Annotated in this window: 21 protein-coding genes; 14 read left to right on the forward strand and 7 right to left on the reverse strand. The window is 63.5% G+C overall.

Features of this window, described 5'->3' with window-relative positions; translation table 11 throughout:
* Nucleotides 1-9: 9 nt before the first annotated feature.
* From mshL to paeA, 4 genes are all read left to right on the forward strand, one after another.
* Entirely contained in the window at nt 10-1818 is a 1809-nt protein-coding gene (gene mshL, locus NX775_RS21495) for a pilus (MSHA type) biogenesis protein MshL (protein WP_258837817.1), read from the forward strand.
* Entirely contained in the window at nt 1818-2708 is an 891-nt protein-coding gene (locus NX775_RS21500; RefSeq protein ID WP_183551746.1) for an ExeA family protein, read from the forward strand. Before mshL ends, NX775_RS21500 begins: the two co-directional genes overlap by 1 nt.
* Nucleotides 2705-3799: a tetratricopeptide repeat protein gene (locus tag NX775_RS21505; RefSeq protein WP_258837818.1), complete on the forward strand. Its 1095-nt coding sequence runs from the start codon at nt 2705-2707 to the stop codon at nt 3797-3799. The genes NX775_RS21500 and NX775_RS21505 overlap by 4 nt, the downstream gene beginning before the upstream one ends.
* A gap of 109 nt (nt 3800-3908) precedes the next feature.
* Nucleotides 3909-5240: a polyamine export protein PaeA gene (gene paeA / locus NX775_RS21510; RefSeq protein WP_258837819.1), complete on the forward strand. Its 1332-nt coding sequence runs from the start codon at nt 3909-3911 to the stop codon at nt 5238-5240.
* A gap of 7 nt (nt 5241-5247) precedes the next feature.
* Here the strand turns inward: paeA and NX775_RS21515 are convergent, their stop codons facing one another.
* Together NX775_RS21515 and NX775_RS21520 are read right to left on the reverse strand one after the other, a co-directional pair.
* Nucleotides 5248-6405: a pyridoxal phosphate-dependent aminotransferase gene (locus NX775_RS21515; protein ID WP_258837820.1), complete on the reverse strand. Its 1158-nt coding sequence runs from the start codon at nt 6403-6405 to the stop codon at nt 5248-5250.
* A gap of 36 nt (nt 6406-6441) precedes the next feature.
* A complete protein-coding gene (locus NX775_RS21520) occupies nt 6442-6909 on the reverse strand; it encodes a putative toxin-antitoxin system toxin component, PIN family (protein WP_258837821.1) in 468 nt (155 codons plus the stop codon).
* A gap of 36 nt (nt 6910-6945) precedes the next feature.
* Between NX775_RS21520 and yaaA the strand changes: the two genes are divergently transcribed.
* Entirely contained in the window at nt 6946-7725 is a 780-nt protein-coding gene (yaaA, locus tag NX775_RS21525; RefSeq protein WP_258837822.1) for a peroxide stress protein YaaA, read from the forward strand.
* A gap of 101 nt (nt 7726-7826) precedes the next feature.
* On the opposite strand, the gene NX775_RS21530 is transcribed toward yaaA, so the two are convergent.
* Nucleotides 7827-8666, reverse strand: coding sequence for an outer membrane protein assembly factor BamD (locus NX775_RS21530; RefSeq protein WP_258837823.1), 840 nt, complete (start codon nt 8664-8666; stop codon nt 7827-7829).
* Between the two features lie 65 nt (nt 8667-8731).
* Here NX775_RS21530 and NX775_RS21535 point away from each other — a divergent pair, with 65 nt between their 5' ends.
* Together NX775_RS21535 and pgeF are read left to right on the forward strand one after the other, a co-directional pair.
* Nucleotides 8732-9829, forward strand: coding sequence for an RluA family pseudouridine synthase (locus tag NX775_RS21535; protein ID WP_258837824.1), 1098 nt, complete (start codon nt 8732-8734; stop codon nt 9827-9829).
* Nucleotides 9826-10611, forward strand: a complete 786-nt coding sequence (pgeF, locus tag NX775_RS21540; protein ID WP_258837825.1) for a peptidoglycan editing factor PgeF — start codon at nt 9826-9828, stop codon at nt 10609-10611. The genes NX775_RS21535 and pgeF overlap by 4 nt, the downstream gene beginning before the upstream one ends.
* A 24-nt stretch (nt 10612-10635) precedes the next feature.
* Here pgeF and NX775_RS21545 read toward each other — a convergent pair whose 3' ends face one another.
* A complete protein-coding gene (locus tag NX775_RS21545; RefSeq protein WP_258837826.1) occupies nt 10636-10881 on the reverse strand; it encodes a hypothetical protein in 246 nt (81 codons plus the stop codon).
* Nucleotides 10882-10942: 61 nt separating this feature from the next.
* Between NX775_RS21545 and phaC the strand changes: the two genes are divergently transcribed.
* The 4 genes from phaC to NX775_RS21565 all read left to right on the forward strand — a co-directional run bounded on the left by phaC (nt 10943) and on the right by NX775_RS21565 (nt 16183).
* Nucleotides 10943-12703, forward strand: a complete 1761-nt coding sequence (phaC, locus tag NX775_RS21550) for a class I poly(R)-hydroxyalkanoic acid synthase (RefSeq protein WP_258837827.1) — start codon at nt 10943-10945, stop codon at nt 12701-12703.
* Nucleotides 12704-12907: 204 nt separating this feature from the next.
* Entirely contained in the window at nt 12908-13474 is a 567-nt protein-coding gene (gene phaR / locus NX775_RS21555; RefSeq protein WP_183551781.1) for a polyhydroxyalkanoate synthesis repressor PhaR, read from the forward strand.
* A 174-nt stretch (nt 13475-13648) separates the two neighbouring features.
* Nucleotides 13649-15010 carry a 30S ribosomal protein S12 methylthiotransferase RimO gene (rimO, locus tag NX775_RS21560; RefSeq protein ID WP_258837865.1) on the forward strand — a complete coding sequence of 454 codons (1362 nt, stop codon included), beginning with the start codon at nt 13649-13651 and terminating at the stop codon, nt 15008-15010.
* Nucleotides 15011-15022: 12 nt separating this feature from the next.
* Nucleotides 15023-16183 carry a cystathionine beta-lyase gene (locus tag NX775_RS21565; protein WP_258837828.1) on the forward strand — a complete coding sequence of 387 codons (1161 nt, stop codon included), beginning with the start codon at nt 15023-15025 and terminating at the stop codon, nt 16181-16183.
* A gap of 31 nt (nt 16184-16214) precedes the next feature.
* On the opposite strand, the gene NX775_RS21570 is transcribed toward NX775_RS21565, so the two are convergent.
* Nucleotides 16215-16577: a DUF4870 family protein gene (locus NX775_RS21570; protein WP_258837829.1), complete on the reverse strand. Its 363-nt coding sequence runs from the start codon at nt 16575-16577 to the stop codon at nt 16215-16217.
* A gap of 75 nt (nt 16578-16652) precedes the next feature.
* Nucleotides 16653-17090 (reverse strand): thioredoxin TrxC, encoded by a 438-nt coding sequence (trxC, locus tag NX775_RS21575; RefSeq protein ID WP_258837830.1) that lies wholly within the window; start codon nt 17088-17090, stop codon nt 16653-16655.
* Between the two features lie 132 nt (nt 17091-17222).
* Here trxC and NX775_RS21580 point away from each other — a divergent pair, with 132 nt between their 5' ends.
* From NX775_RS21580 to NX775_RS21590, 3 genes are all read left to right on the forward strand, one after another.
* On the forward strand, nt 17223-18029 hold the full coding sequence (locus NX775_RS21580) for a DUF72 domain-containing protein (protein ID WP_258837831.1): 807 nt from the start codon (nt 17223-17225) through the stop codon (nt 18027-18029).
* A gap of 59 nt (nt 18030-18088) precedes the next feature.
* Nucleotides 18089-18475, forward strand: coding sequence for a hypothetical protein (locus NX775_RS21585; protein WP_258837866.1), 387 nt, complete (start codon nt 18089-18091; stop codon nt 18473-18475).
* Nucleotides 18476-18712: 237 nt separating this feature from the next.
* Complete coding sequence (locus NX775_RS21590; RefSeq protein WP_258837832.1) at nt 18713-19288, forward strand: DUF1349 domain-containing protein; 576 nt, start codon at nt 18713-18715, stop codon at nt 19286-19288.
* A 207-nt stretch (nt 19289-19495) separates the two neighbouring features.
* On the opposite strand, the gene NX775_RS21595 is transcribed toward NX775_RS21590, so the two are convergent.
* Nucleotides 19496-19939: a hypothetical protein gene (locus NX775_RS21595; RefSeq protein WP_258837833.1), complete on the reverse strand. Its 444-nt coding sequence runs from the start codon at nt 19937-19939 to the stop codon at nt 19496-19498.
* Between the last annotated feature and the right edge of the window lie 39 nt (nt 19940-19978).

Consider the following 19978-nt stretch of genomic DNA (forward strand, 5'->3'; position numbering starts at 1 on the left):
GTACCCACCATGACACCCAAGTTTGTAATGGCGCCGCGCGCTCTGGCCGTGGCGCTTGCCGTCACCGTGCTCCTTGGCGGCTGCCAGAGCGCGCCACAGAACGCCACCTATGACGCGATCACGAAAGAGCTGACGAAAGCCAGCACCCAGCAGGGCGCCCGCCCTGCGGTGGACGACGCGGTGGCCAATGCGCTGCTGCCGCCGGCGGCAACGCTGGCCAGCCAGCTGCCCAAGGCCAGGCCCGCACTGGAAGAGCGCTTCAACGTCGCCTTCAACAACGTCCCGGCGCAGCAGTTCTTCCGCTCGATCGTGGCCGGCACCCGCTACAACATACTGGTGCACCCGGACGTGACGGGCAATATCAGCGCCAACCTGAAAGACGTGACGCTGGTCGAAACGCTGGAAGCGGTGCGCGACATGTATGGCTACGACTACAAGATCGACGGCGCCCGCATCGCGATCCGCCCGCTGACGATGCAGACGCGCATGTTCCATGTGAACTACCTGACAGCGCAGCGCAGCGGCACGTCGAATCTGCGCGTGTCATCGACGTCGGTGGCGGACGCCGGCAACGGCAACAACAATAACAATAACAACGGTGGCGGCAACAACGGCGGCCAGAACAACGGCGGCCAGAACGGTAACAACAACGGCAACAACGGCAACAACAGCAACGGCCAGACCCAGACCAACAGCACCGACGTTCGCACGCGCTCGGACAACGACTTCTGGGGCGATCTGAAGCTGTCGATTGCCGCCATCGTCGGCTCGACTGAAGGCGGCCGCAGCGTCGTCGTCAGCCCGCAATCGGGCGTGCTCGTGATCCGCGCGATGCCGGACGAATTGCGCAATGTCGACGCTTACCTGAAGGCCACCCAGCTGTCGGTCGACCGCCAGGTCATCCTCGAAGCCAAGATCCTCGAGGTGGAGCTGAACGACAGCTTCCAGAGCGGCATCAACTGGGCCTCATTCGCCTCGTTCCGCGGCTCGCACCCCAACCGCGTTTCGGGCGGCCTGATCTCGCCCGGCGCCAACCTGGCGCCGCTGCCTTACACGGGCGGTCAGCCGCCTGTCATCAACAGCGGCCAGGGCCTCGCGGCCAGCACCGGCTTCTCGCTGTCGAATGCCGCGACGGCGGCCGGCTCGCTGTTCGGCTTTGCGTTCCAGACGAATAACTTCGCAGCGCTGATCACGTTCCTCGAATCGCAGGGCAGCGTGCACGTGCTGTCGAGCCCCCGCATCGCGGCGGTCAACAACCAGAAGGCCGTGCTCAAGATCGGCACCGATGAATTCTTTGTCACCGGTGTGACCAATAACATCACGACGGGCGACAACGGCAGCATCGTCAGCCCGAGCGTGACGGTGCAGCCGTTCTTCTCCGGCGTCGTGCTCGACGTGACGCCGCAGATCGACGCCAACGGGAACATCCTGCTGCACGTGCACCCGTCGGTCAGCCAGGTCACCACCGTCAACAAGGATGTCGATCTGGGCTCGGGCGGCACGCTGCGCCTGCCGCTGGCGGCATCGAGCACGTCGGAACTCGACAGCATCGTGCGCGGCCGCAACGGGCAAGTGGTGGCCATCGGCGGCCTGATGCGCCAGGCATCTACCGGCGACACCGACCAGCTGCCGGGCGCCGACAAGATCCCGCTCCTGGGCAACCTGTTTCGTAACAAGAACCGGACCAACCAGAAGCGCGAGCTGGTCGTGCTGATCAAGCCGACCATCGTCGAAGGCGCCAGTGACTGGAGCGAAGACATGATGGACGCGAGCCGCCGCATCGAGCAGCTCGATCCCCGTATGCGAGGGCGCGACTGATGTACGCGGCGCATTTTGGCCTGCGCGAGCTGCCGTTCGGGATCACGCCGGACACCAGCTTTTTCTTCGGCAGCCCGCGCTCGCAGGAAGCCCTCAACACGCTGCTGGTCGCGGCGCGCGGCGGCGAAGGCTTCATCAAGATCACGGGTGAAGTCGGCACCGGCAAAACGCTCTTGTGCCGCAAGTTCATGGCGACGCTCGGCGAAGGATTCGTCACGGCCTACATTCCGAACCCGTACCTCGAACCGCGCACCTTGATGCTGGCGCTGGCCGACGAACTGGAGATCGTGCTCGAACGCGATGTCGACCAGCATCAGCTGCTCAAGGCGATCAACCTGCGCCTGCTGCAACTGGCCGCGCAGGACCTGCGTGTCGTGCTGTGCCTGGACGAAGCGCAGGCCATTCCTGTCGACAGCCTGGAAGCACTGCGGCTGCTGACGAACCTGGAAACGGAGAAGCGCAAGCTGCTGCAGATCGTCCTGTTCGGGCAGCCCGAACTCAATCGCAAGCTCCAACTGGACTCGATCCGCCAGCTGGCCCAGCGCATCACGTTCCACTACCACCTGGGACCATTGAACCGCGACGACATCGATTTTTATGTGGCACACCGGCTGCGCGTGGCCGGCTTCACCGGCGCGCGGCTGTTTTCCAGCGCCGCGATCCGCAGCCTCTACAAGGCCAGTGGCGGCGTGCCGCGCCTGGTCAACATCATGGCGCACAAGGCGATGATGCTCAGTTATGGCCAGGGCAAACAGCAGGTCGCGGGTGGCCATGTCGCCATCGCCGCGCGTGACACGGTGGGCGTTGGGCGCGCGATCCGCCAGTGGCTGACGGGCGGCGCAATCGTCATGGGCGCCCTTGGCGTGTTTGCCTGGGTGGTGGCGCCATGAGCCTGATCAACAAGATGCTCAAGGACCTCGACGCGCGCGCAGGTCAGCCCGGCGCGGCGCCGCTGCCGGCTGACGTGCGGCCCGTAGTTGCACCCGAGCGGCGTGGGCCGGTGCTGCGCGCGGCGCTGGTCGGTGGCGCGCTGCTGGCGGTCGGCGCTGGTGCGGTTGGTTGGAAGACGATGCAGACGGCGCCCACGCCGACACCGGCGCCTGCCGTGCTGGCGGCTGCGCCAGTCGCCGCACGCACGGCGGTGGTGGTGGACATTCCGGCAGCAGCGCCGGTGCAGGTGGTCGCTGTGGCGCCAGCCGTTCCAGCGCCGGCACCGGAGCCGGAGCCAGCACCGGAGCCAGAGCCAGCGCCGGAGCCAACACCGGAGCCAACACCGGAGCCAGCACCAGCACCAGCACCGGCGCCCAAGCGTGTCAGGCCGGTCGCTCCGGCACCAACCGCCAAGCCCACACCACGCACGGTTTCGGTGGCGAAGAACACACCGGCTGCGCCAGCAGCCGGCCGCACCGACACGCCATCGCAACGGGCCGAAAACGCCTACCGGCGTGCACTCGGCGTGCTGGAAGACGGCCGTGTGACCGAGGCGATCGCCACGCTGCAGGCAGGTCTGCAGATCGATCCGCGCCACGAAGCAGCGCGCCAGACGCTGGTGGGCCTGCTGATCGAAGCGGGCCGTCCGGACGATGCGATGCGCCAGTTGCAGGCCGCGCTCGCGATCGATGCGCGCCAGCCGGCGCTGGCGATGCTGCTGGCACGCCTGCAGCTCGAACGGGGCGGGCCGGCCATCGATACCTTGATGCGCACGCTACCCTATGCGGCGGGCAACGGCGAGTACCACGCATTCCTGGCCGGCGTGCTGCAGCGTGAAGGTCGTGTGCATGAAGCGGCTGACCATTATCAGGCCGCGCTCAAGCGCTCGCCCGGCAATGGCGTGTGGTGGATGGGCCTGGGCATCGCGCTGCAGGCCGACAAGCGCGACGCCGAAAGCCGCGCTGCCTTCACGCAGGCGCAGGCCAGCGGGACGCTGTCGCCCGAACTGCAGGCCTTCGTCGAGCGCCGACTGGGTCAACTCGGTCGTTGAGGCCGCCGCCGGGGAGGGCGGGCATGGTAAAGTGTCATGCCTGCGCAGGTACCCCTGCGCAGCTCCCCGGTCAACGAGCGTGACCCAATAACAGTACCCCGGGTGTCCCATGAACTTGTTCGAACATTTGGCCTTGCTGGCCGTGCTGGTGCTTGCGGCGGGCTTCCTGTCGCTCACCGAAATCTCGCTGGCTGGCGCCCGCAAAATTAAACTCAAATTGCTGGCCGAGGCGGGCGACGACCGTGCCCGCAAGGTCATGGCGCTGCAGGCGCATTCGGCCGACTTCTTCGCCGCTTCGCAGCTTGGCCTGAACGCCATTGCGATCCTTGGCGGTATCCTGGGCGAAGGGGCTCTGCGCCCGTTCTTCCTCGAGTGGCTGTCGGTGTTCTACGCGGGGCCGGGCCGCGAAAACATCGCTTTCACGCTGTCGTTCGTGTTCGTCACCACGCTGTTCGTGCTGTTCTCGGACCTGATGCCCAAGCGCCTGGCCTTGATCTCGCCCGAGACGACGGCGATGGCGGTAATCCGCCCGGTGCTGTTCGTCATCCGCCTGTTCAAGCCGTTTTCGTGGACGCTGAACGTGATCGCCAACGGCTTGTTCAAGCTGTTTGGCATCAACATGACGCGCGAAGACCGGATCACGTTCGATGAAATCTCGGCCGTGGTTGAAGCGGGTGCACAGGCCGGCGTGCTGCAAAAGCAGGAGCAGCACTTCATCGAGAACGTGTTCGAACTCGAGTCGCGCGCCGTGACGTCGACAATGACGACGCGCGAAAACATCGTGTTCTTCGACCTGACCGAGCCCGAAGAGAGCGTGCGCCAGAAGATCGCTGCGCACTCGCTGTCGAAATTCCCCGTCTGCGACGGCGTGATCGACCGCGTGGTCGGCTATGTCGACACGCGCGACATCCTGGTGCGCCTGCTGAACAACCAGTCGCACTTCCACCTGAGCGAATCGACGATCCGCACGGTCCTGATCATTCCCGACAGCCTGACGCTGTCCGAGCTGCTCGACCGCTTCCGCTCCAGCAAGGAGACCTTCGCGGTCGTGATCAATGAGTATGCGTTTGTCGTCGGCGTGATCACGCTGTCGGACATCATGGTGACCGTGATGGGGCGCTGGGGCAGTCCGCTGGAAGCCGACCAGCAAACGATGCAGCGCGAAGATGGTTCGTGGCTGATCGACGGCAGCACGCCGGTGGCGGAGATGAAGCGCGTGATCGACCTGCAGTCGCTGCCCGAAGAAGAGCGCTACGAGACGGCGGCCGGCTTCATGATGTTCATGCTGCGCAAGGTGCCCAAGCAGACCGACAGCGTCGAGTACGAAGGCATGCGCTTCGAGGTGCTCGACGTCGACCATCACCGCATCGACCAGATACTGGTCAAGCGCCTCGACCCGGGGCAGAAGGCGCTCGGGGCGGCGACGCCTGCCGCCCACTAGGTTTCTTTTACAACCGTACGAGACGCTCCAGCGCAAGCTGCAGCGTCTCGTCTTTTTTCGCGAAGCAGAAACGCACCACGTGCGATTCTTTCGGCTGGCTGTAGAACGCCGAGACGGGAATGGCGGCGACCTTGATCTCGCGCGTCAGCCATTCGGCAAACTCAGCTTCGCTCACATCCGAGATCGCGTCGTAGCGCACGCACTGGAAGTAGGTGCCGTCCGATGGCAGCAGCGTGAAGCGCGACTCTGCCAACCCCGAACGGAACAGGTCGCGCTTGGCCTGGTAGAACGCCGGCAGATCGCGCCACGGCGCCGGGTCCTGCAGGTAGCCGGCAATCGCATGCTGCATCGGCGCGTTGACGCAAAAGACGTTGTACTGGTGGACTTTGCGAAACTCGACCATCAATGCGGCCGGCGCGGCCACGTAGCCGATCTTCCAGCCGGTGACGTGGAAGGTCTTGCCGAAGCTCGACACGACGAATGCACGTTCGGCCAGCGCCGGATGGCGCGCTACCGACGCATGCGGCTCGCCGTCGAACACCATGTGTTCATATACTTCGTCCGACAGCACCAGAATCTGCGTGTCCTGCACGATCGCCACCAGCGCCTCGAGATCGGCCTGGCGCAGGATCGTGCCGGTCGGGTTGTGCGGTGTGTTGATAACGACCATCCGCGTGCGCGGCGTGACGGCGGCCCGCACGTCGGCCCATTCCACACGGTAGCCATCGGCGTCCAGCCGCATCGTCACCGGCACCACCACACCGCCCGCCAGCGCAATGGCCGGCGCATAGCAATCGTAGGCCGGCTCGATGACGATTACCTCGTCGCCCGGGTGCACGACGGCCAGGATCGCCGACTGGATCGCCTGGCTGGCGCCGGCGGTGACGGTGATTTCTGTGTTCGCATCGTAGCGATGGCCGTAGGTGGTCTCGATCTTTGCCGCAATCGCCTGGCGCAATGCCGGCAGACCGGTCATCGGCGGATACTGGTTATGGCCGGCGCGCATCGCGTCGGTCACCAGCTCGACCAGCGCCGGGTCGCACGCGAAATCGGGAAAACCCTGGCCCAGGTTGACGGCGCCATGGTCGATGGCCAGTTGCGACATGCGGGTGAACACGGTGGTGCCGATGTGCGGCAGGCGGGAGACCAGCGGTGGAAGGCTCATGAATGCATCCTGATCGAAAGCAGTTGGGGTGAAGCCTTATTTTAGCGTGCCTTCGGCCCTGGCCTGGCGCCACATGGCGACCCACACCTCGGGCAGCATGATGCGAAAGAGACCCGCCTGCGCGGTCTTGCGTCCCAGCTTGAGCAGCGCCTTGTCCTTGCTGATCAGGATCGACGCGCCGGCGTCGCGCGCGAGCTCCATGAATTTCTGATCGTCGCGGTCGGTGCACACGGGCAGGCGGATCGCTTTCGAATCGACGTCGACGAGGCGCAGCAGGGCGTCGAAGCGGGCGGCGGCGGCCAGGCGGCTGTCGTCGTCGAGCGGCAGGTGCTGGTAGTGCAGCACAGCCAGGTATTCGGCGCGGCAGTCGGCGCGCGTGATGGCATCGATCTCGCGCGCCTCGATGGCGGCGAGCAGGTCGGCCCAGCGCGGATCGTGGAACACGAACAGGTCGAGCAGCACATTGGTGTCGATGACGATGGTTGGGGCTGGAGCGGTTATCATGTCGGTTGTTTATTTATGGAAAAGTTTCGTACGGCCATGCTGATTGTCCTGTCTCCCGCCAAGTCCCTCGATCTCGAATCGCCCCTGACCACCCCGCACCAGTCCACGCCTGACTTCATTGCCCATGCGGGCGAACTGATCGAGGTCCTGCGCGGCCATTCGCCTGCATCGATCAGCGAACTGATGGACCTGTCCGACGCGCTGTCGATGCTCAACGTCGGCCGCTATGCCCACTGGGAAGCCGATCATGGACAAGCGCGGCCGGCGATCATGTCGTTCAATGGCGACGTGTACACGGGGTTCGATGCGCGCACGCTGAACACCGAGGCGCTGACGTTCGCCCAGCGCCACGTGCGCATCCTGTCGGGCCTGTATGGCGTATTGCGCCCGCTGGACCAGATGCATCCGTATCGCCTGGAAATGGGTACCCGGCTGGCTACATCGCGCGGCAAGGACCTGTATGCGTTCTGGGGCGAGACGATCACCGCCGCCCTGAATCAGCAACTGGCCGAGAACGGCTCGACGGCGCTGGTGAACCTGGCCTCGACCGAGTACTTCAAGTCGGTCAAGCCCAAGCTGCTGGCCGCACCCGTCATCGAACCCGTGTTCCAGGACTGGAAGAACGGCCAGTACAAGATCATTTCGTTCTATGCCAAGCGTGCGAGGGGGATGATGGCGCGCTATGCGACCGAGAACGGCATTACCGATCCCGAGGGTCTCAAGGACTTTGATATGGATGGCTACGCATTCGAGCCGGCGGCGTCAAACGAGCGCTCGTGGGTATTTCGGCGCCGCATCGCCGACGCTATCGGGTAAACATCGTAGGGTGGGCGGGTCTCCCGCCCACGCGTTCAACCCGCCTTCGCATACCACAACGCGAGGTTGGTTTGAACGCGTGGACGGCACAGCCGTCCACCCTATTGGACCGCATCCTTCGGCGCTGCCTTGGCGCCACCCTTGGACCAGAACTTCCACCACGGCGCATCGCCGCGTGCGTTCGGATTCAGGAAATAGCTGTCCGGATAGTTCAGCGCGAACACACGCTGCGTATCGTCGCGCAGCAGCGGCATGCCGAGCTTGTCGTACGAGCGGATCATGATGAACAGTGCTTCTTCACGCGCCGGGGCGTCGGTGTAGTTGGTCACCGCATCCTGGGCACGATTGAGCGCCGCCAGGTACGAGCCGCGGCGGTAGTAATAGTTCGCCACGTGCACTTCGTACTGGGCCATCGCATTGATCAGATAGCTCATGCGCTCGGTCGCGTCGGCCGCGTACTTGCTGTTCGGGTACTTGTCGACCAGTGCTTTGAACGCCGCGAACGCTTCACGCGTTGCACGCGGATCGCGCTCGGTCGGGTCCTGCGAGTACACGAAGCTGAAGAACCCGAGCTGATCGTTGAAATTGATCAGGCCACGCAGGTAGTACATGTAGTCGACCTGGGGGTGGTTCGGGTGCAGCTTGATGAAGCGCTCGACCGCTGCCAGCGCTTGCGCCTGGTCAGCCGACTTGTAGTGGGCGTACGCCACTTCCATTTGCGCTTGTGTTGCGTACACGCCGAATGGGAAGTTGGTTTCGAGCCGGTTGAACAACGGGATTGCGGCTTCGTAGTGCCCACCTGCCATCTCTTCGCGCGCCTCAGCGTATAATTTCTCCGCCGACCAGTTTTTGGACTCGTCCTTGGCCTTTGGCAGCATACTGCATGCCGACAGACCGACGAGGGCGCAAGTAGCGACCAACACAGACAATTTTTTTTGCATAGCTTTTTGCAAGAAATGTTTTACCTAGATTCAACGAACGGCTGATTATAGCCGATGGGACTCACGTGATATTAACTCCTGCGCCGAATCCGGCGGATTTACCGATTGACCCTGATTTTGACGATGAACTGGAGATCGGGTTCGTCCCGTTGCCAGGCACCGATCTGTCGCCCATTACCCTGGCGCTGCAAGAGGAACACTGCGGCCAGCGCCTCGACAAGGTAGTGGCTGGCCTGGTGCCCCAGTTCTCGCGCAGCCGCTTGCAGCAATGGTTCGAAAGCGGCCACATCACGGTGGACGGTAAACCGGCCCGGGGCAAGGACACGGCCTATGGCGATGAAGCCATTGTCGTCGTCCCACAAGCTGCGCCTGAAGACACGGCGTTCGCGCCGGAAGCGATGGATCTCACCATCGTGTACGAAGACGACGACATCATGGTCGTCAACAAGCCGGCGGGCCTCGTCGTGCACCCGGGTTCGGGCAACTGGACCGGCACGCTGCTCAACGGCCTGCTGCATCACTGCCCGCAACTGGTCGGCGTGCCGCGCGCCGGCATCGTCCACCGTCTCGACAAGGATACCAGTGGCCTGATGGTCGTCGGCAAGACGCTCGCCGCGCAAACCGATCTCGTGCGCCAGCTGCAGGCGCGCACCGTCAAGCGCGAATACTTTGCGCTGGTATGGGGCACGCCGCGCCTGTCGGGCACGATCGACAGCCCGATGGGGCGCGACGCAAAAGATCGCGTCAAGATGGCGGTCTCGAGCAGCCCGTTTGCCAAGCCGGCGATCACCCATTACGAGCGCGTCATTTCGGGCGAGCTCGATCGGCGTCCGGTCACGCTGGTGCGTTGCCGCCTGGAGACTGGCCGCACCCACCAGATTCGCGTGCACATGCAGTCGCTGGGCTTTTCGCTCGTCGGCGATGCCGTCTATGGCAAGCGTCACCTGACGCCGGTGTTCCCGCGCCAGGCGCTGCAGGCGCGTCGCCTCGGCCTCGTGCATCCGGCCACCGGTGAGCAGTGCGAATGGACCGTGCCGCTGGCCGACGATTTCGCCGAGCTGATCGCGCGGGCAGGTATCGAAGAGCCGGAACTGGGCGAGTTCGGCACGGCGATCGAGGCTGCCGCTGACGACGACAACGGCGTCGTCACTTACCGCGCATGACCGCGCTGGACCGGTCGGCCTTGGTCTGGCCCGATTGGCCTGACTTGCCGGCAACCGTCGGCGCGCTGGCGACCAGCCGCGGTGGCGGCGTCTCGGTCGGTCCGTACGACGACGGCAAGGGTGGCGGGGGCCTGAATCTGGGCCTGCACGTGAACGACGCGCCAGACGCTGTCGCCGCCAACCGCGCCTTGCTGCAGGCCTGGCTGCCGGGCCGTCCGGCCTGGATCGCCCAGGTGCATGGCGCCGACGTTGTCGACGCCGGCACCGTGGGCGCCGACCAGCCGGTGCGCACGGGCGACGCCAGCATCGCCACGATGCCTGGCGTCGTGTGCGCCATCCTGACTGCCGATTGCCTGCCGGTGCTGTTCGCCGATCTGGATGGCAAGGTGGTGGGCGCGGCGCACGCCGGCTGGCGCGGACTGGCCGGCGGCGTGCTGGGCGCCACCGTGCGCGCCATGCGTGCGGCCGGCGCGGGCGAGATCACAGCGTGGATGGGGCCGGCAATCGGTCCCGATGCGTTCGAGGTTGGCGACGACGTAGTGGCGGCATTTGCCGCGGTGCTGCCGGGCGACGCAATACGTGCCTGCTTCTCTGCCTATCCGGGTCGTCCCGGTAAATACCTCGCTGACATGTTCACGCTGGCACGTTTGGCTCTGGCGCGTGACGGCGTCGAACGCGTGCATGGTGGCGGGCTGTGTACGGCCAGTGCGCCGGAGCGCTTTTATTCCTATCGCCGCGATGGCGTCACCGGCCGCCAGGCCAGCGTCATCTGGCTCAACTAGATCCGGCGTGCGATGCGGTACGGCTCAGTCGCCGTCACCGCCGCCGTCATCCATGTCGTCAGCGGGCGACTCCCGCCGTGTACCGACCTGACGCCGTGGCTGCGGCTTTTGCCCGCGCTGCCGGCGCCGTTTCGCGCCAGTGATATAAAAAAGTATGGATAATGGCAGTGCGCAATAAAACGCGAACGTCATGATGCCGGCCACGACGGTCGGCTCGGTCGCCGCCATGAGCACCACAACGTATATCCAGGCAATGGCAACGATCCACATGCAGTAGTTCCTTGTTGTAGTTCCTGGTTGAAGAGACGCGATTCTAACAACGGATGCCCACATGAACATGCCTGATCCACAAGCGCTTGCCGCTGCCTGGTTGTCCCAATGGTCCGACCCTGCCGCCTGGCAACCCTGGATGACGATGATGTCCACCATGCCAGCCATGCCTGCCATGCCAGCCCCGGGCGGCGCCAGTCCGCTGGCCGGCTTCCTGAAAGATGCCGGCGCCAGCATCGACACGGCACGCATGGAAGCGATCCGTGACGATTATCTCAAGAAAGCAACTCAGCTGTGGCAAGACGTCATGCTGGGCAAGACGCCCGAGCTGAGCGACCGGCGCTTCGCCGCAGCCGAATGGCGCGGCAATCCGCTGTCGGCGTTCTCGGCCGCCTCGTACCTGCTCAACGCCGAATGCATGATGGCCATGGCCGATGCGGTCGAGGTTGGCCCGCGCGAGCGCCAGAAGCTGCGCTTCTCGGTGCAGCAGATGATCGACGCCATGTCGCCGGCTAACTTCCTGGCCACGAATCCGGAAGCGCAGCAGCACATGATCGAGACCCAGGGTGAAAGCCTGACCAAGGGCTTGAGCAATATGCTGACCGACATGCAGAAGGGCCGCATTTCGCAATCCGACGAAACAGCCTTCGAAGTGGGCCGCAATGTCGGCAATACGGCTGGCCAGGTCGTATTCGAAAACGATTTGTTCCAGCTGATCCAGTACACGCCGACCACGGCGAACGTGCACAGCGTGCCGCTGGTCATGATCCCGCCGTGCATCAACAAGTTTTATATCCTCGACCTGCAGCCCGAGAATTCGCTGGTGCGCTACGTGGTGGAGCAGGGCCATACCGTGTTCATGGTCTCCTGGGGCAATCCGGATCGCAGCCAGTCGCACCTGCGCTGGGACGACTACGTCGAAGATGGCGCGATCCGCGCGCTCGACGTCGTCGCCGAAATTACCGGGCAGGAGAAAGCGCACGTGTTCGGCTTCTGCGTCGGCGGCACCATCGCCGCCACCGCGTTGGCCGTGCTGGCGGCGCGTGGACGCCAGCCGGCCGCCAGCCTGTCGCTGCTGACGACGTTGCTGGACTTTTCGGATGCCGGCGTGCTCGAAGTATTCATCGACGAAACCCAGGTGGCGCTGCGTGAGCAGAAGCTCGCCGCTGGCGGCCTGATGCCGGGCCGCGACCTGGCGACGACGTTCTCGTCGCTGCGCCCGAACGACCTGGTCTGGAACTATGTCCAGCAGAATTACCTGAAGGGCAAGGAACCACCGGCCTTCGATCTGCTGTACTGGAATGCCGACAGCACCAATCTGCCGGGCCCGATGTTCTGCTGGTACTTGCGCAATATGTACCTGGAGAACAAGCTGAAGCAACCGGGCGCGCTGACGGTGTGCGGCGTGCCGATCAATCTGGGCGCCATCGACGCGCCGGTGTTCGTGTATGGCTCGAAAGAAGACCATATCGTGCCGTGGACGGCGGCATTCGCCTCGATGCAGCTGCTCAATCCCGGCAACCCGAAAGCGAACCGCTTCGTGCTGGGTGCGTCGGGCCATATCGCCGGCGTCATCAACCCGGCCTCGAAAAACAAGCGCAGTTACTGGGCCAACGACAAGGGCGGCAAGTCGCGGCCCAAGACGGATGCTGCCTGGTTCGAGAGTGCTGCAGAGCACAAAGGCAGTTGGTGGCCTGAGTGGGCAAAATTTCTGGCGGAGAACGGCGGCGCGCAAGTGCCGGCCCCAGCCGCCGCTGGGAGCAGCGACTATCCACCATCCGAGCCAGCGCCGGGGCGCTATGTGCAAGTCAGGGCCGACTAGCAGTCGATGCTACGTATTGACATAAAAGCCATACTTGTGATGCATCTGGTAATTGCTGCAACCGCCACAATTGCATGGTAAGGTGTCTGTTATCCCCCACGGTCGATCTGGCCGTGGGTCGGGTGGAGACGGGCCGGCCACGCCGGCCAGAATAATCATAAGTGCGCGGCTCACGAAGCAGCGCCGCAGACCATGGAACCAGAGATGAGCAGTGTGAAGAAGAGTGCAGAACGCCTGATCAAGAAATACCCGAACCGTCGCCTGTACGACACGCAGACCAGTTCCTACATCACGCTGTCGGACGTCAAGCAATTGGTGCTCGACGCCGACGATTTCACGGTGGTCGACGCCAAGAGCAGCGAAGACCTGACCCGCGCGATCCTGCTTCAGATCATTCTTGAAGAAGAAGCGAATGGCGTGCCGATGTTCTCGAGCTCGGTACTCTCGCAAATCATCCGCTACTACGGCCACGCGATGCAGGGCATGATGGGTTCGTACCTGGAAAAGAACGTCCAGGCATTCACCGACATCCAGCACAAATTCACCAGCAACGCCGCCGGCGCCATTGAGGGCAAGCCATTCAGCCCCGAGATGTGGACCCAGTTCATGAACGTCCAGGGTCCGATGATGCAGGGCATGATGAACAACTATATCGACCAGAGCAAGAACCTGTTCATCCAGATGCAGGAACAGATGCAGAGTCAGAGCAAGGCGATGTTCGGTGTGTTTCCATTCCCGGGCATGACGCCCCCGCCGACCGACAAGAAATAAACCACCCGGTATTGGGGCAGCAGGGCCTCACCTTCGAGGCCCGGTTCAGGTACAATCGCGGATTGCCCAAACACTTTTCCGCTGCCCATGACTGAACTTCGTCGTAGTCCTTCCGCCAACTCTAGCAGCCTGGCTGCCGCAGCCAAGGCGCCTGGCGTCATCATTCCGGCGCCCATGCCCGGCGTGATCGCGCCGAAGGTCGGCTTTGTCTCGCTTGGCTGCCCGAAAGCGCTGGTCGATTCTGAGCAGATCCTGACCCAGCTGCGCGCCGAAGGCTATCAAACCGCCAACTCGTATGACGGTGCGGACCTCGTGATCGTCAATACCTGTGGCTTCATCGACGCCGCCGTGCAGGAGTCGCTCGACGCCATCGGCGAAGCGCTCGCCGAAAACGGCAAGGTGATCGTCACCGGCTGCCTGGGCGCCAAGAAGGACGCCGCGGGCGACGACATCATCACCAAGGTACACCCGAAGGTGCTGGCCGTGACCGGCCCGCATGCGCTGGCCGAGGTGATGGACTCGGTCCACCTGCACCTGCCGAAGCCGCACGATCCGTTCATCGACCTGGTGCCGGACCACGGCGTGAAACTCACGCCGAAGCACTACGCCTATCTGAAGATTTCCGAAGGCTGCAACCACCGCTGCAGCTTCTGCATCATCCCGTCGATGCGCGGCGATCTGGTCTCGCGCCGCATCGACGAAGTGCTGGTCGAAGCCGAGAACCTGTTCAAATCGGGCGTCAAGGAACTGCTCGTGATCTCGCAGGACACCAGCGCCTACGGCGTGGACGTCAAGTTCCGCACCGGTTTCTGGAATGGCCGCCCGATCAAGACGCACATGACGCAGCTAGTCGAAGCGCTGGGCCAGCTCGCGCGCCAGTACGACGCCTGGGTGCGCCTGCATTACGTCTATCCATACCCGCACGTCGACCATGCGATCCCGTTCATGGGCGATGGCCACGTGCTGCCGTACCTCGACATTCCGATGCAGCACGCGCATCCGGATGTCCTGAAGCGCATGAAGCGCCCGGCCAGCGGCGAGCGCAACCTCGAGCGCATCCTGAAATGGCGTTCGATGAACCCGGACCTGACGATCCGTTCGACCTTCATCGCTGGCTTCCCGGGCGAGACCGAGGCCGAGTTCGAGTATCTGCTCGACTTCCTGAAAGAAGCGCAGATCGATCGCCTGGGCTGCTTTGCCTATTCGCCGGTCGAAGGCGCAACGGCGAACCTGCTCGACAATCCGGTGCCGGAAGAAGTGCGTGAAGAGCGCCGCGCGCGCGTCATGCTGCTGCAAGAAGAGATCTCGGCCAAGCGCCTGCAGGCCAAGGTCGGCAAGACGCTGCGCGTGCTGATCGACGAAGTCGGCGCCCGCGAAGCGATCGGCCGTTCGAGCGCCGATGCGCCCGAGATCGACGGCGTCGTGCACATCAAGCGGCCACTCGTGCCAGGCAAGAGCAAACTGGTCGTCGGCCAGTTCGCCGATGTCGTCATCACGAAGGCTGATGCGCACGACCTGTGGGCTAACCCCGTCTAAGCAGCTGAGCTCATGAGCGCCAAGTCGATCCAGACCACGCTGGTGCATAGCGACTATGTCGCGCCGGCGGGGTTCGATGCCTTCCCGCCGGCGACGCACCGCGCGTCGACCGTGCTGTTTGCGAATACGGCGGCAATGCGCGCGAGCCAGTGGAAAGACAAGACCGCCTATACCTACGGCTTGCACGGCACCCCGACCACGTTCACGCTCGAAGGCAAGCTGGCCGAGATCGAGGGCGGCAACCATTGCCTGCTCACGCCATCGGGCCTGGCGGCGATCGCGATGGTCGACTTTGCGCTGCTCAAAAGCGGCGACGATGTCCTGTTGCCCGAGAACGTCTACAACCCGAACCGTGAACTGGGCCGCTGGCTGAGCGCCGATTTCGGCGTCACCGCGCGCTACTACGATCCGATGATCGGCGCCGGCATCGCCGCGCTGATCCAGCCGAACACCAAACTGCTGTGGGCCGAGGCGCCAGGCTCGGTGTCGATGGAAGTGCCCGACCTGCCGGCGCTGTGCGATGCAGCCCACAAGCGGCGCGTGCTCGTGGCGCTCGATAACACGTGGTCGGCGGGCCTGGCGCTGCGCGGGTTCGATCTTGGCGCCGACATCGTCATGCACGCGCTGACCAAGTACCAGTCGGGCGGCGCCGACCTCTTGATGGGCGCCGTGATCACGCGCGACCGCGCGTTGAACGACCGGCTGGCGCTGGCGCACATGCGCCTGGGCCTGGGTGTGAGCCCCGACGATGCGTATCTCGTGCAGCGCGGTTTGCCGACGATGAAGATGCGCTTCGAGCGGCACGACGCCAGCGCGCGCGAACTGGCAGCCTGGTTCAAGGCGCGGCCCGAGATCGCAAAGGTGCTGCATCCGGCATTCGAGGATTGCCCGGGCCATGCGTTCTGGCAGCGCGATTTCACGGGGGCGGGCGGCTTGTTCTCGGTGGTGTTCGACGCACGCTTCGACGAAGCGCAGGTCGATCGCATGGTCGATGCGCTGACGCTGTTTGGCATCGGCTATAGCTGGGGCGGACCCAACAGCCTTGTGATGCCATATCGGATCAACAGCTTGCGGGATCGGTGGGAGGGCGGGGTACTGGTGCGCTTCAATGTGGGCCTGGAAGACCCTGCCGACCTGATCGCCGATCTGGCCCAGGCCTTCGACGCGTTATGACATGAAAAATGGGGCCGCTGGCCCCATTTCTTTACACCGGCATTGCGCGGTTGTTGTTCAAATCAATGAAGCCGCGGATCAGGCGATAGGCTTTCCAGACCCATGCCACGGGCCAGACCACCCACGCGGCAGGAATGCCGATGATGGTGGCGAACAGCACCGCACCAACCGCCATCCACACCACGTACCACCAGAACGAGCGGATCATCCACGTGTGGTGCGTGTAGACCATCGTACCGGCCGTGTCCGGACGCTTCACGTAGTTGACGATCACCGGCACGATCGACAGCATGCCGAGCGAAAAGAAGAATGTCAGCGCGTGGATCACATACAGGATGCGCGCCCAGTGCTTGTTGTCTTCGACGCCTCGTTCCAGAATCAGTTCTTGCGACATACCGTCTCCTCGTGCGGGGACAACCCCCTTTGTTGCCATTGTAGCAGCACCATCAGCGGTCGCTATCGCGCCGCTTTACCCAGTGTGCTGGCGCACCCAGGCGGATAGGCGCATCGCATCCATCGCACCGGACTGGCGCGCGATTTCGCGGCCGCCCTTGAACAGCGCGAGTGTCGGGATGCTGCGGATCGCAAAGCGCGCCGATAGATCCTGCGCGCGCTCGGTGTCCACTTTCAACAGGCGTACGGCTGGCTCGAGTTGCCCGGCCGCCTGGGCATACGCTGGCGCCATCATCTTGCACGGGCCACACCATTCGGCCCAGAAGTCCACCAGTACGGGAATATCGTTGCGGCCGATGTGGCGCTCGAAACGCGCGCTGTCGACGTCCAGCGGACGCCCCGTGAACAGGGACTGCGTGCATTTGCCGCAGGTCGGCGCGTCCTGCAGGCGCGACTGTGGCATGCGGTTGACGGCGTCGCAGTGCGGGCAAACGATGTGGGTTGGTTCGGTCATGCTGGCTTCCTCCGTTCGATACGATGTTCTTATTGTAAGCGGGGCCTGGTCTCGACGTCGCCAGCGCTTCCATGCGCCGCCCGCTGCCTCCGCTCGCTAGAATGGTTGCAATAATACAAATGAGACGATCGTATGCCTGAGCAGAATATGCCTGGCCGCCTGCTGGTCGGTTGTGCCGGCTGGAGCCTTGGGAGCAAGGACTTCGCCGCGTTTCCGGCAGAGGGAAGCCACCTCGAACGCTACGCCGCCGTATTTCCGGCCGTGGAAATCAATTCGTCGTTCTACCGGCCCCACAAACCCGAAACCTACGCGCGCTGGGCCGCCAGCGTGCCCGAACACTTCCGCTTCGCGGTCAAGGTGCCGCGCGCGATCACGCATGATGCCAGGCTTCGCGATGTCGACGCGCTGCTTGACCGGTTCCAGGGCGAAGCCGGCATGCTGGGCGACAAGCTGGGCTGCCTGCTGGTCCAGCTACCGCCGCGTTTCGGTTTCGATGACGTACTGGCGCATGCGTTCTTTGGGCAGGTGCGTGAACGTTTCGGGTGCAGCATCGCGTTCGAAGCGCGTCACGCCAGCTGGTTCTCGGAATCTGCCACGGCGACGCTGCGCGAGTGCGGCATTGTGCGCGTCATCGCGGATCCTGCTGCCGGCCAGCCAGGGGCGCACGAGCCGACGAGCGATACCCACGTCTACGTGCGCTTGCACGGCGCGCCGCGCATCTATTACTCGGCGTATCCGGGCGACGAGATTGCCCGCTGGCGCAGCCGCATCGCTCGCGAGGTCGCGGCAGGCCGCACGGTATGGTGCATCTTCGACAATACAGCCGAGGGCGCGGCCGTGCCCAATGCGCTCGAACTGATGGGGCATGAAGTAGGTCCGTCGGGCGACCAGGGCGGGGTAGAATCAGCGAGTCCAAACGTCACTGCGCAATCCGAGTGAACTCATTCACCGCCGTCCAGTCAGAGCCGGGCCCGACTGCAGGCCCGCAGCCCGCCGCCGTGCCCCTGCGCGTCGAGTGCCCGCCCGGCGCCTGCGTTTGCGATCGGGCGCGCGTCCTGGCCGACCCGCAGCTGGATCAGCGCCCGTTGACGATCACGCGCCAGCAAGAACTCAAGCTGATCGAGCGGATCGAGCGAGTCGACAGTCTCGCCGACCTGCAGCACGTGCAGGGACTGATCCACAAGAACATCGGCGCCACGCTGCACATCGCGCCGGGGCCAAACGAAGTGCGCAGCGTGCGCGGCATCGTGATCGTGCTCGAAGACCGGCCCGGTCTGTGCAAGAAGGTACGGCAATCCGTGCCGGCAGCGGTGCGGAGGTGCTTGACCATGCGGCCCGAGATCGCCTGGGCGATTCTCGATGCACATGATCTGTTCGGCAGTTGATCCACAAACCGCGCTTGCGTGGCTGATTGTATAGCCGGGGTCAGGTCTGACATTCGGACACGACCTCAGCCTTCGACACTTAAAATGGTACCTTGACCAGTATTATCATTGCCCGGTGCCAGCGGGTTTTGGCTACCCGATTGTCGAGATCGTGTCCGAATGTCAGACCTGATCCCCGCTTTTTGCCAAGCACATGCGTTTTAGTGAAGCAGCGAAACAGTATGAAAGAGAGCTTACATGTTCAACGAATGCACGTGGCTTCAAACGCCACCCGAACATCAGATCGACCATGACGCACTAAAAGTCATCACCAGTGAAAACACGGACTTCTGGCGCATTACCGAATACGATTTTATTCACGACAATGGCCATTTCTTTGGCAGGCCTGTCGATCATGCTTTCACCGCTCAACTGCACGTACGCGCGGACTTTCAGGCGTTGTACGACCAGGCGGGTTTGATGGTAAGGATCGACGAGACTCGCTGGATCAAGATCGGTGTCGAGTTCTCAGACGATCAATTGATGCTCAGTACCGTGTTGACGAACGAAAAGTCCGACTGGGCGGTAATGCCTGCGCCGTTTATCTGCGACGGGTTCTGGATCCGCGTCACCATTGGTTCCGGCACCGTAAGGGCGCAGTATTCGGTCGATGGTATCGTGTGGCCATTGCTGCGTCTGGCACCATTTCCCGTGGCGGGCCATTACCTCGTCGGCCCCATGTGCTGCACTCCTAAGCGTGGTGGTCTGGAGGTACTGTTCAGCAAGTTCTCCGTACAGCCAGCACTGCAGAAAGATTTGCACGATTTGTCGTAAGCGCGAGGATGTGGCACAGCCGGGGTCAGGTCTGACATTCAGACACGAACTCAGCCTTGTCCACTTTCAATGGCGTCTTGAGCAGCAATAGAATGGCTTGGTGCCATCTGGTTTCGACAGCCAACTGTCGAGATCGTGTCCAAATGTCAGACCTGACCCCGGCTTTTCTGCATGAAAAAAGCCGGCATCGGCCGGCTTCGTTGGACATTATCTGCGGTACGGGAAATGCGTCCCGATACTTCCGCCCCATCCCCGGCCACGATGGCCGCGCCAGCTGCTGCGGCCAAAGTCGAAGCCCAGCCCGATCGAGATTGGTGGATACCAATAGTTTGGCTGCTCGACATACACCGGCTGCGGCACATACACCGGCTGCTGCACATACACCGGCTGCTGCTGGACATACACCGGCTGTTGCGGCGTGTAGTACGGGGTCGAATAGCTTGTTGCAGGCACTGGGGTCGATGTGACTGTGCTGCCACCAGACGACGCCACACGTGCACCGGTGCCGACTGGCACTGGAGTTACGGATACGACACGCCACTGGCTCGAGTCTGCCGGTTGCGCATAGCCTTGATTGCTGTAGTAGGGCCCCGGCGCGGCGCAGCCGGCCAGCGCGCCCAGAGACACGATAATGATGGCAAGATTTTTCATGGCGCTCCTCCTCATGAAGCCATCATACGAGCTTGCTGA

It is taken from the genome of Massilia aurea (assembly GCF_024753205.1).
GTDB classification, from domain to species: domain Bacteria; phylum Pseudomonadota; class Gammaproteobacteria; order Burkholderiales; family Burkholderiaceae_D; genus Telluria; species Telluria aurea.

Bases quoted from the DNA above. Each gene is read 5' to 3' on its own strand.
- NX775_RS21595 (WP_258837833.1), bottom strand. From the start codon at position 19,939: ATGAAAAATCTTGCCATCATTATCGTGTCTCTGGGCGCGCTGGCCGGC.
- NX775_RS21570 (WP_258837829.1), bottom strand. From the start codon at position 16,577: ATGTCGCAAGAACTGATTCTGGAACGAGGCGTCGAAGACAACAAGCAC.
- NX775_RS21565 (WP_258837828.1), top strand. From the start codon at position 15,023: ATGAGCGCCAAGTCGATCCAGACCACGCTGGTGCATAGCGACTATGTC.
- yaaA (WP_258837822.1), top strand. From the start codon at position 6,946: ATGCTGATTGTCCTGTCTCCCGCCAAGTCCCTCGATCTCGAATCGCCC.
- phaC (WP_258837827.1), top strand. From the start codon at position 10,943: ATGAACATGCCTGATCCACAAGCGCTTGCCGCTGCCTGGTTGTCCCAA.
- pgeF (WP_258837825.1), top strand. From the start codon at position 9,826: ATGACCGCGCTGGACCGGTCGGCCTTGGTCTGGCCCGATTGGCCTGAC.
- NX775_RS21515 (WP_258837820.1), bottom strand. From the start codon at position 6,405: ATGAGCCTTCCACCGCTGGTCTCCCGCCTGCCGCACATCGGCACCACC.
- trxC (WP_258837830.1), bottom strand. From the start codon at position 17,090: ATGACCGAACCAACCCACATCGTTTGCCCGCACTGCGACGCCGTCAAC.
- rimO (WP_258837865.1), top strand. From the start codon at position 13,649: ATGCCCGGCGTGATCGCGCCGAAGGTCGGCTTTGTCTCGCTTGGCTGC.
- mshL (WP_258837817.1), top strand. From the start codon at position 10: ATGACACCCAAGTTTGTAATGGCGCCGCGCGCTCTGGCCGTGGCGCTT.
- NX775_RS21580 (WP_258837831.1), top strand. From the start codon at position 17,223: ATGCCTGAGCAGAATATGCCTGGCCGCCTGCTGGTCGGTTGTGCCGGC.
- NX775_RS21590 (WP_258837832.1), top strand. From the start codon at position 18,713: ATGTTCAACGAATGCACGTGGCTTCAAACGCCACCCGAACATCAGATC.
- NX775_RS21505 (WP_258837818.1), top strand. From the start codon at position 2,705: ATGAGCCTGATCAACAAGATGCTCAAGGACCTCGACGCGCGCGCAGGT.
- NX775_RS21520 (WP_258837821.1), bottom strand. From the start codon at position 6,909: ATGATAACCGCTCCAGCCCCAACCATCGTCATCGACACCAATGTGCTG.
- phaR (WP_183551781.1), top strand. From the start codon at position 12,908: ATGAGCAGTGTGAAGAAGAGTGCAGAACGCCTGATCAAGAAATACCCG.
- NX775_RS21500 (WP_183551746.1), top strand. From the start codon at position 1,818: ATGTACGCGGCGCATTTTGGCCTGCGCGAGCTGCCGTTCGGGATCACG.
- paeA (WP_258837819.1), top strand. From the start codon at position 3,909: ATGAACTTGTTCGAACATTTGGCCTTGCTGGCCGTGCTGGTGCTTGCG.
- NX775_RS21545 (WP_258837826.1), bottom strand. From the start codon at position 10,881: ATGTGGATCGTTGCCATTGCCTGGATATACGTTGTGGTGCTCATGGCG.
- NX775_RS21530 (WP_258837823.1), bottom strand. From the start codon at position 8,666: ATGCAAAAAAAATTGTCTGTGTTGGTCGCTACTTGCGCCCTCGTCGGT.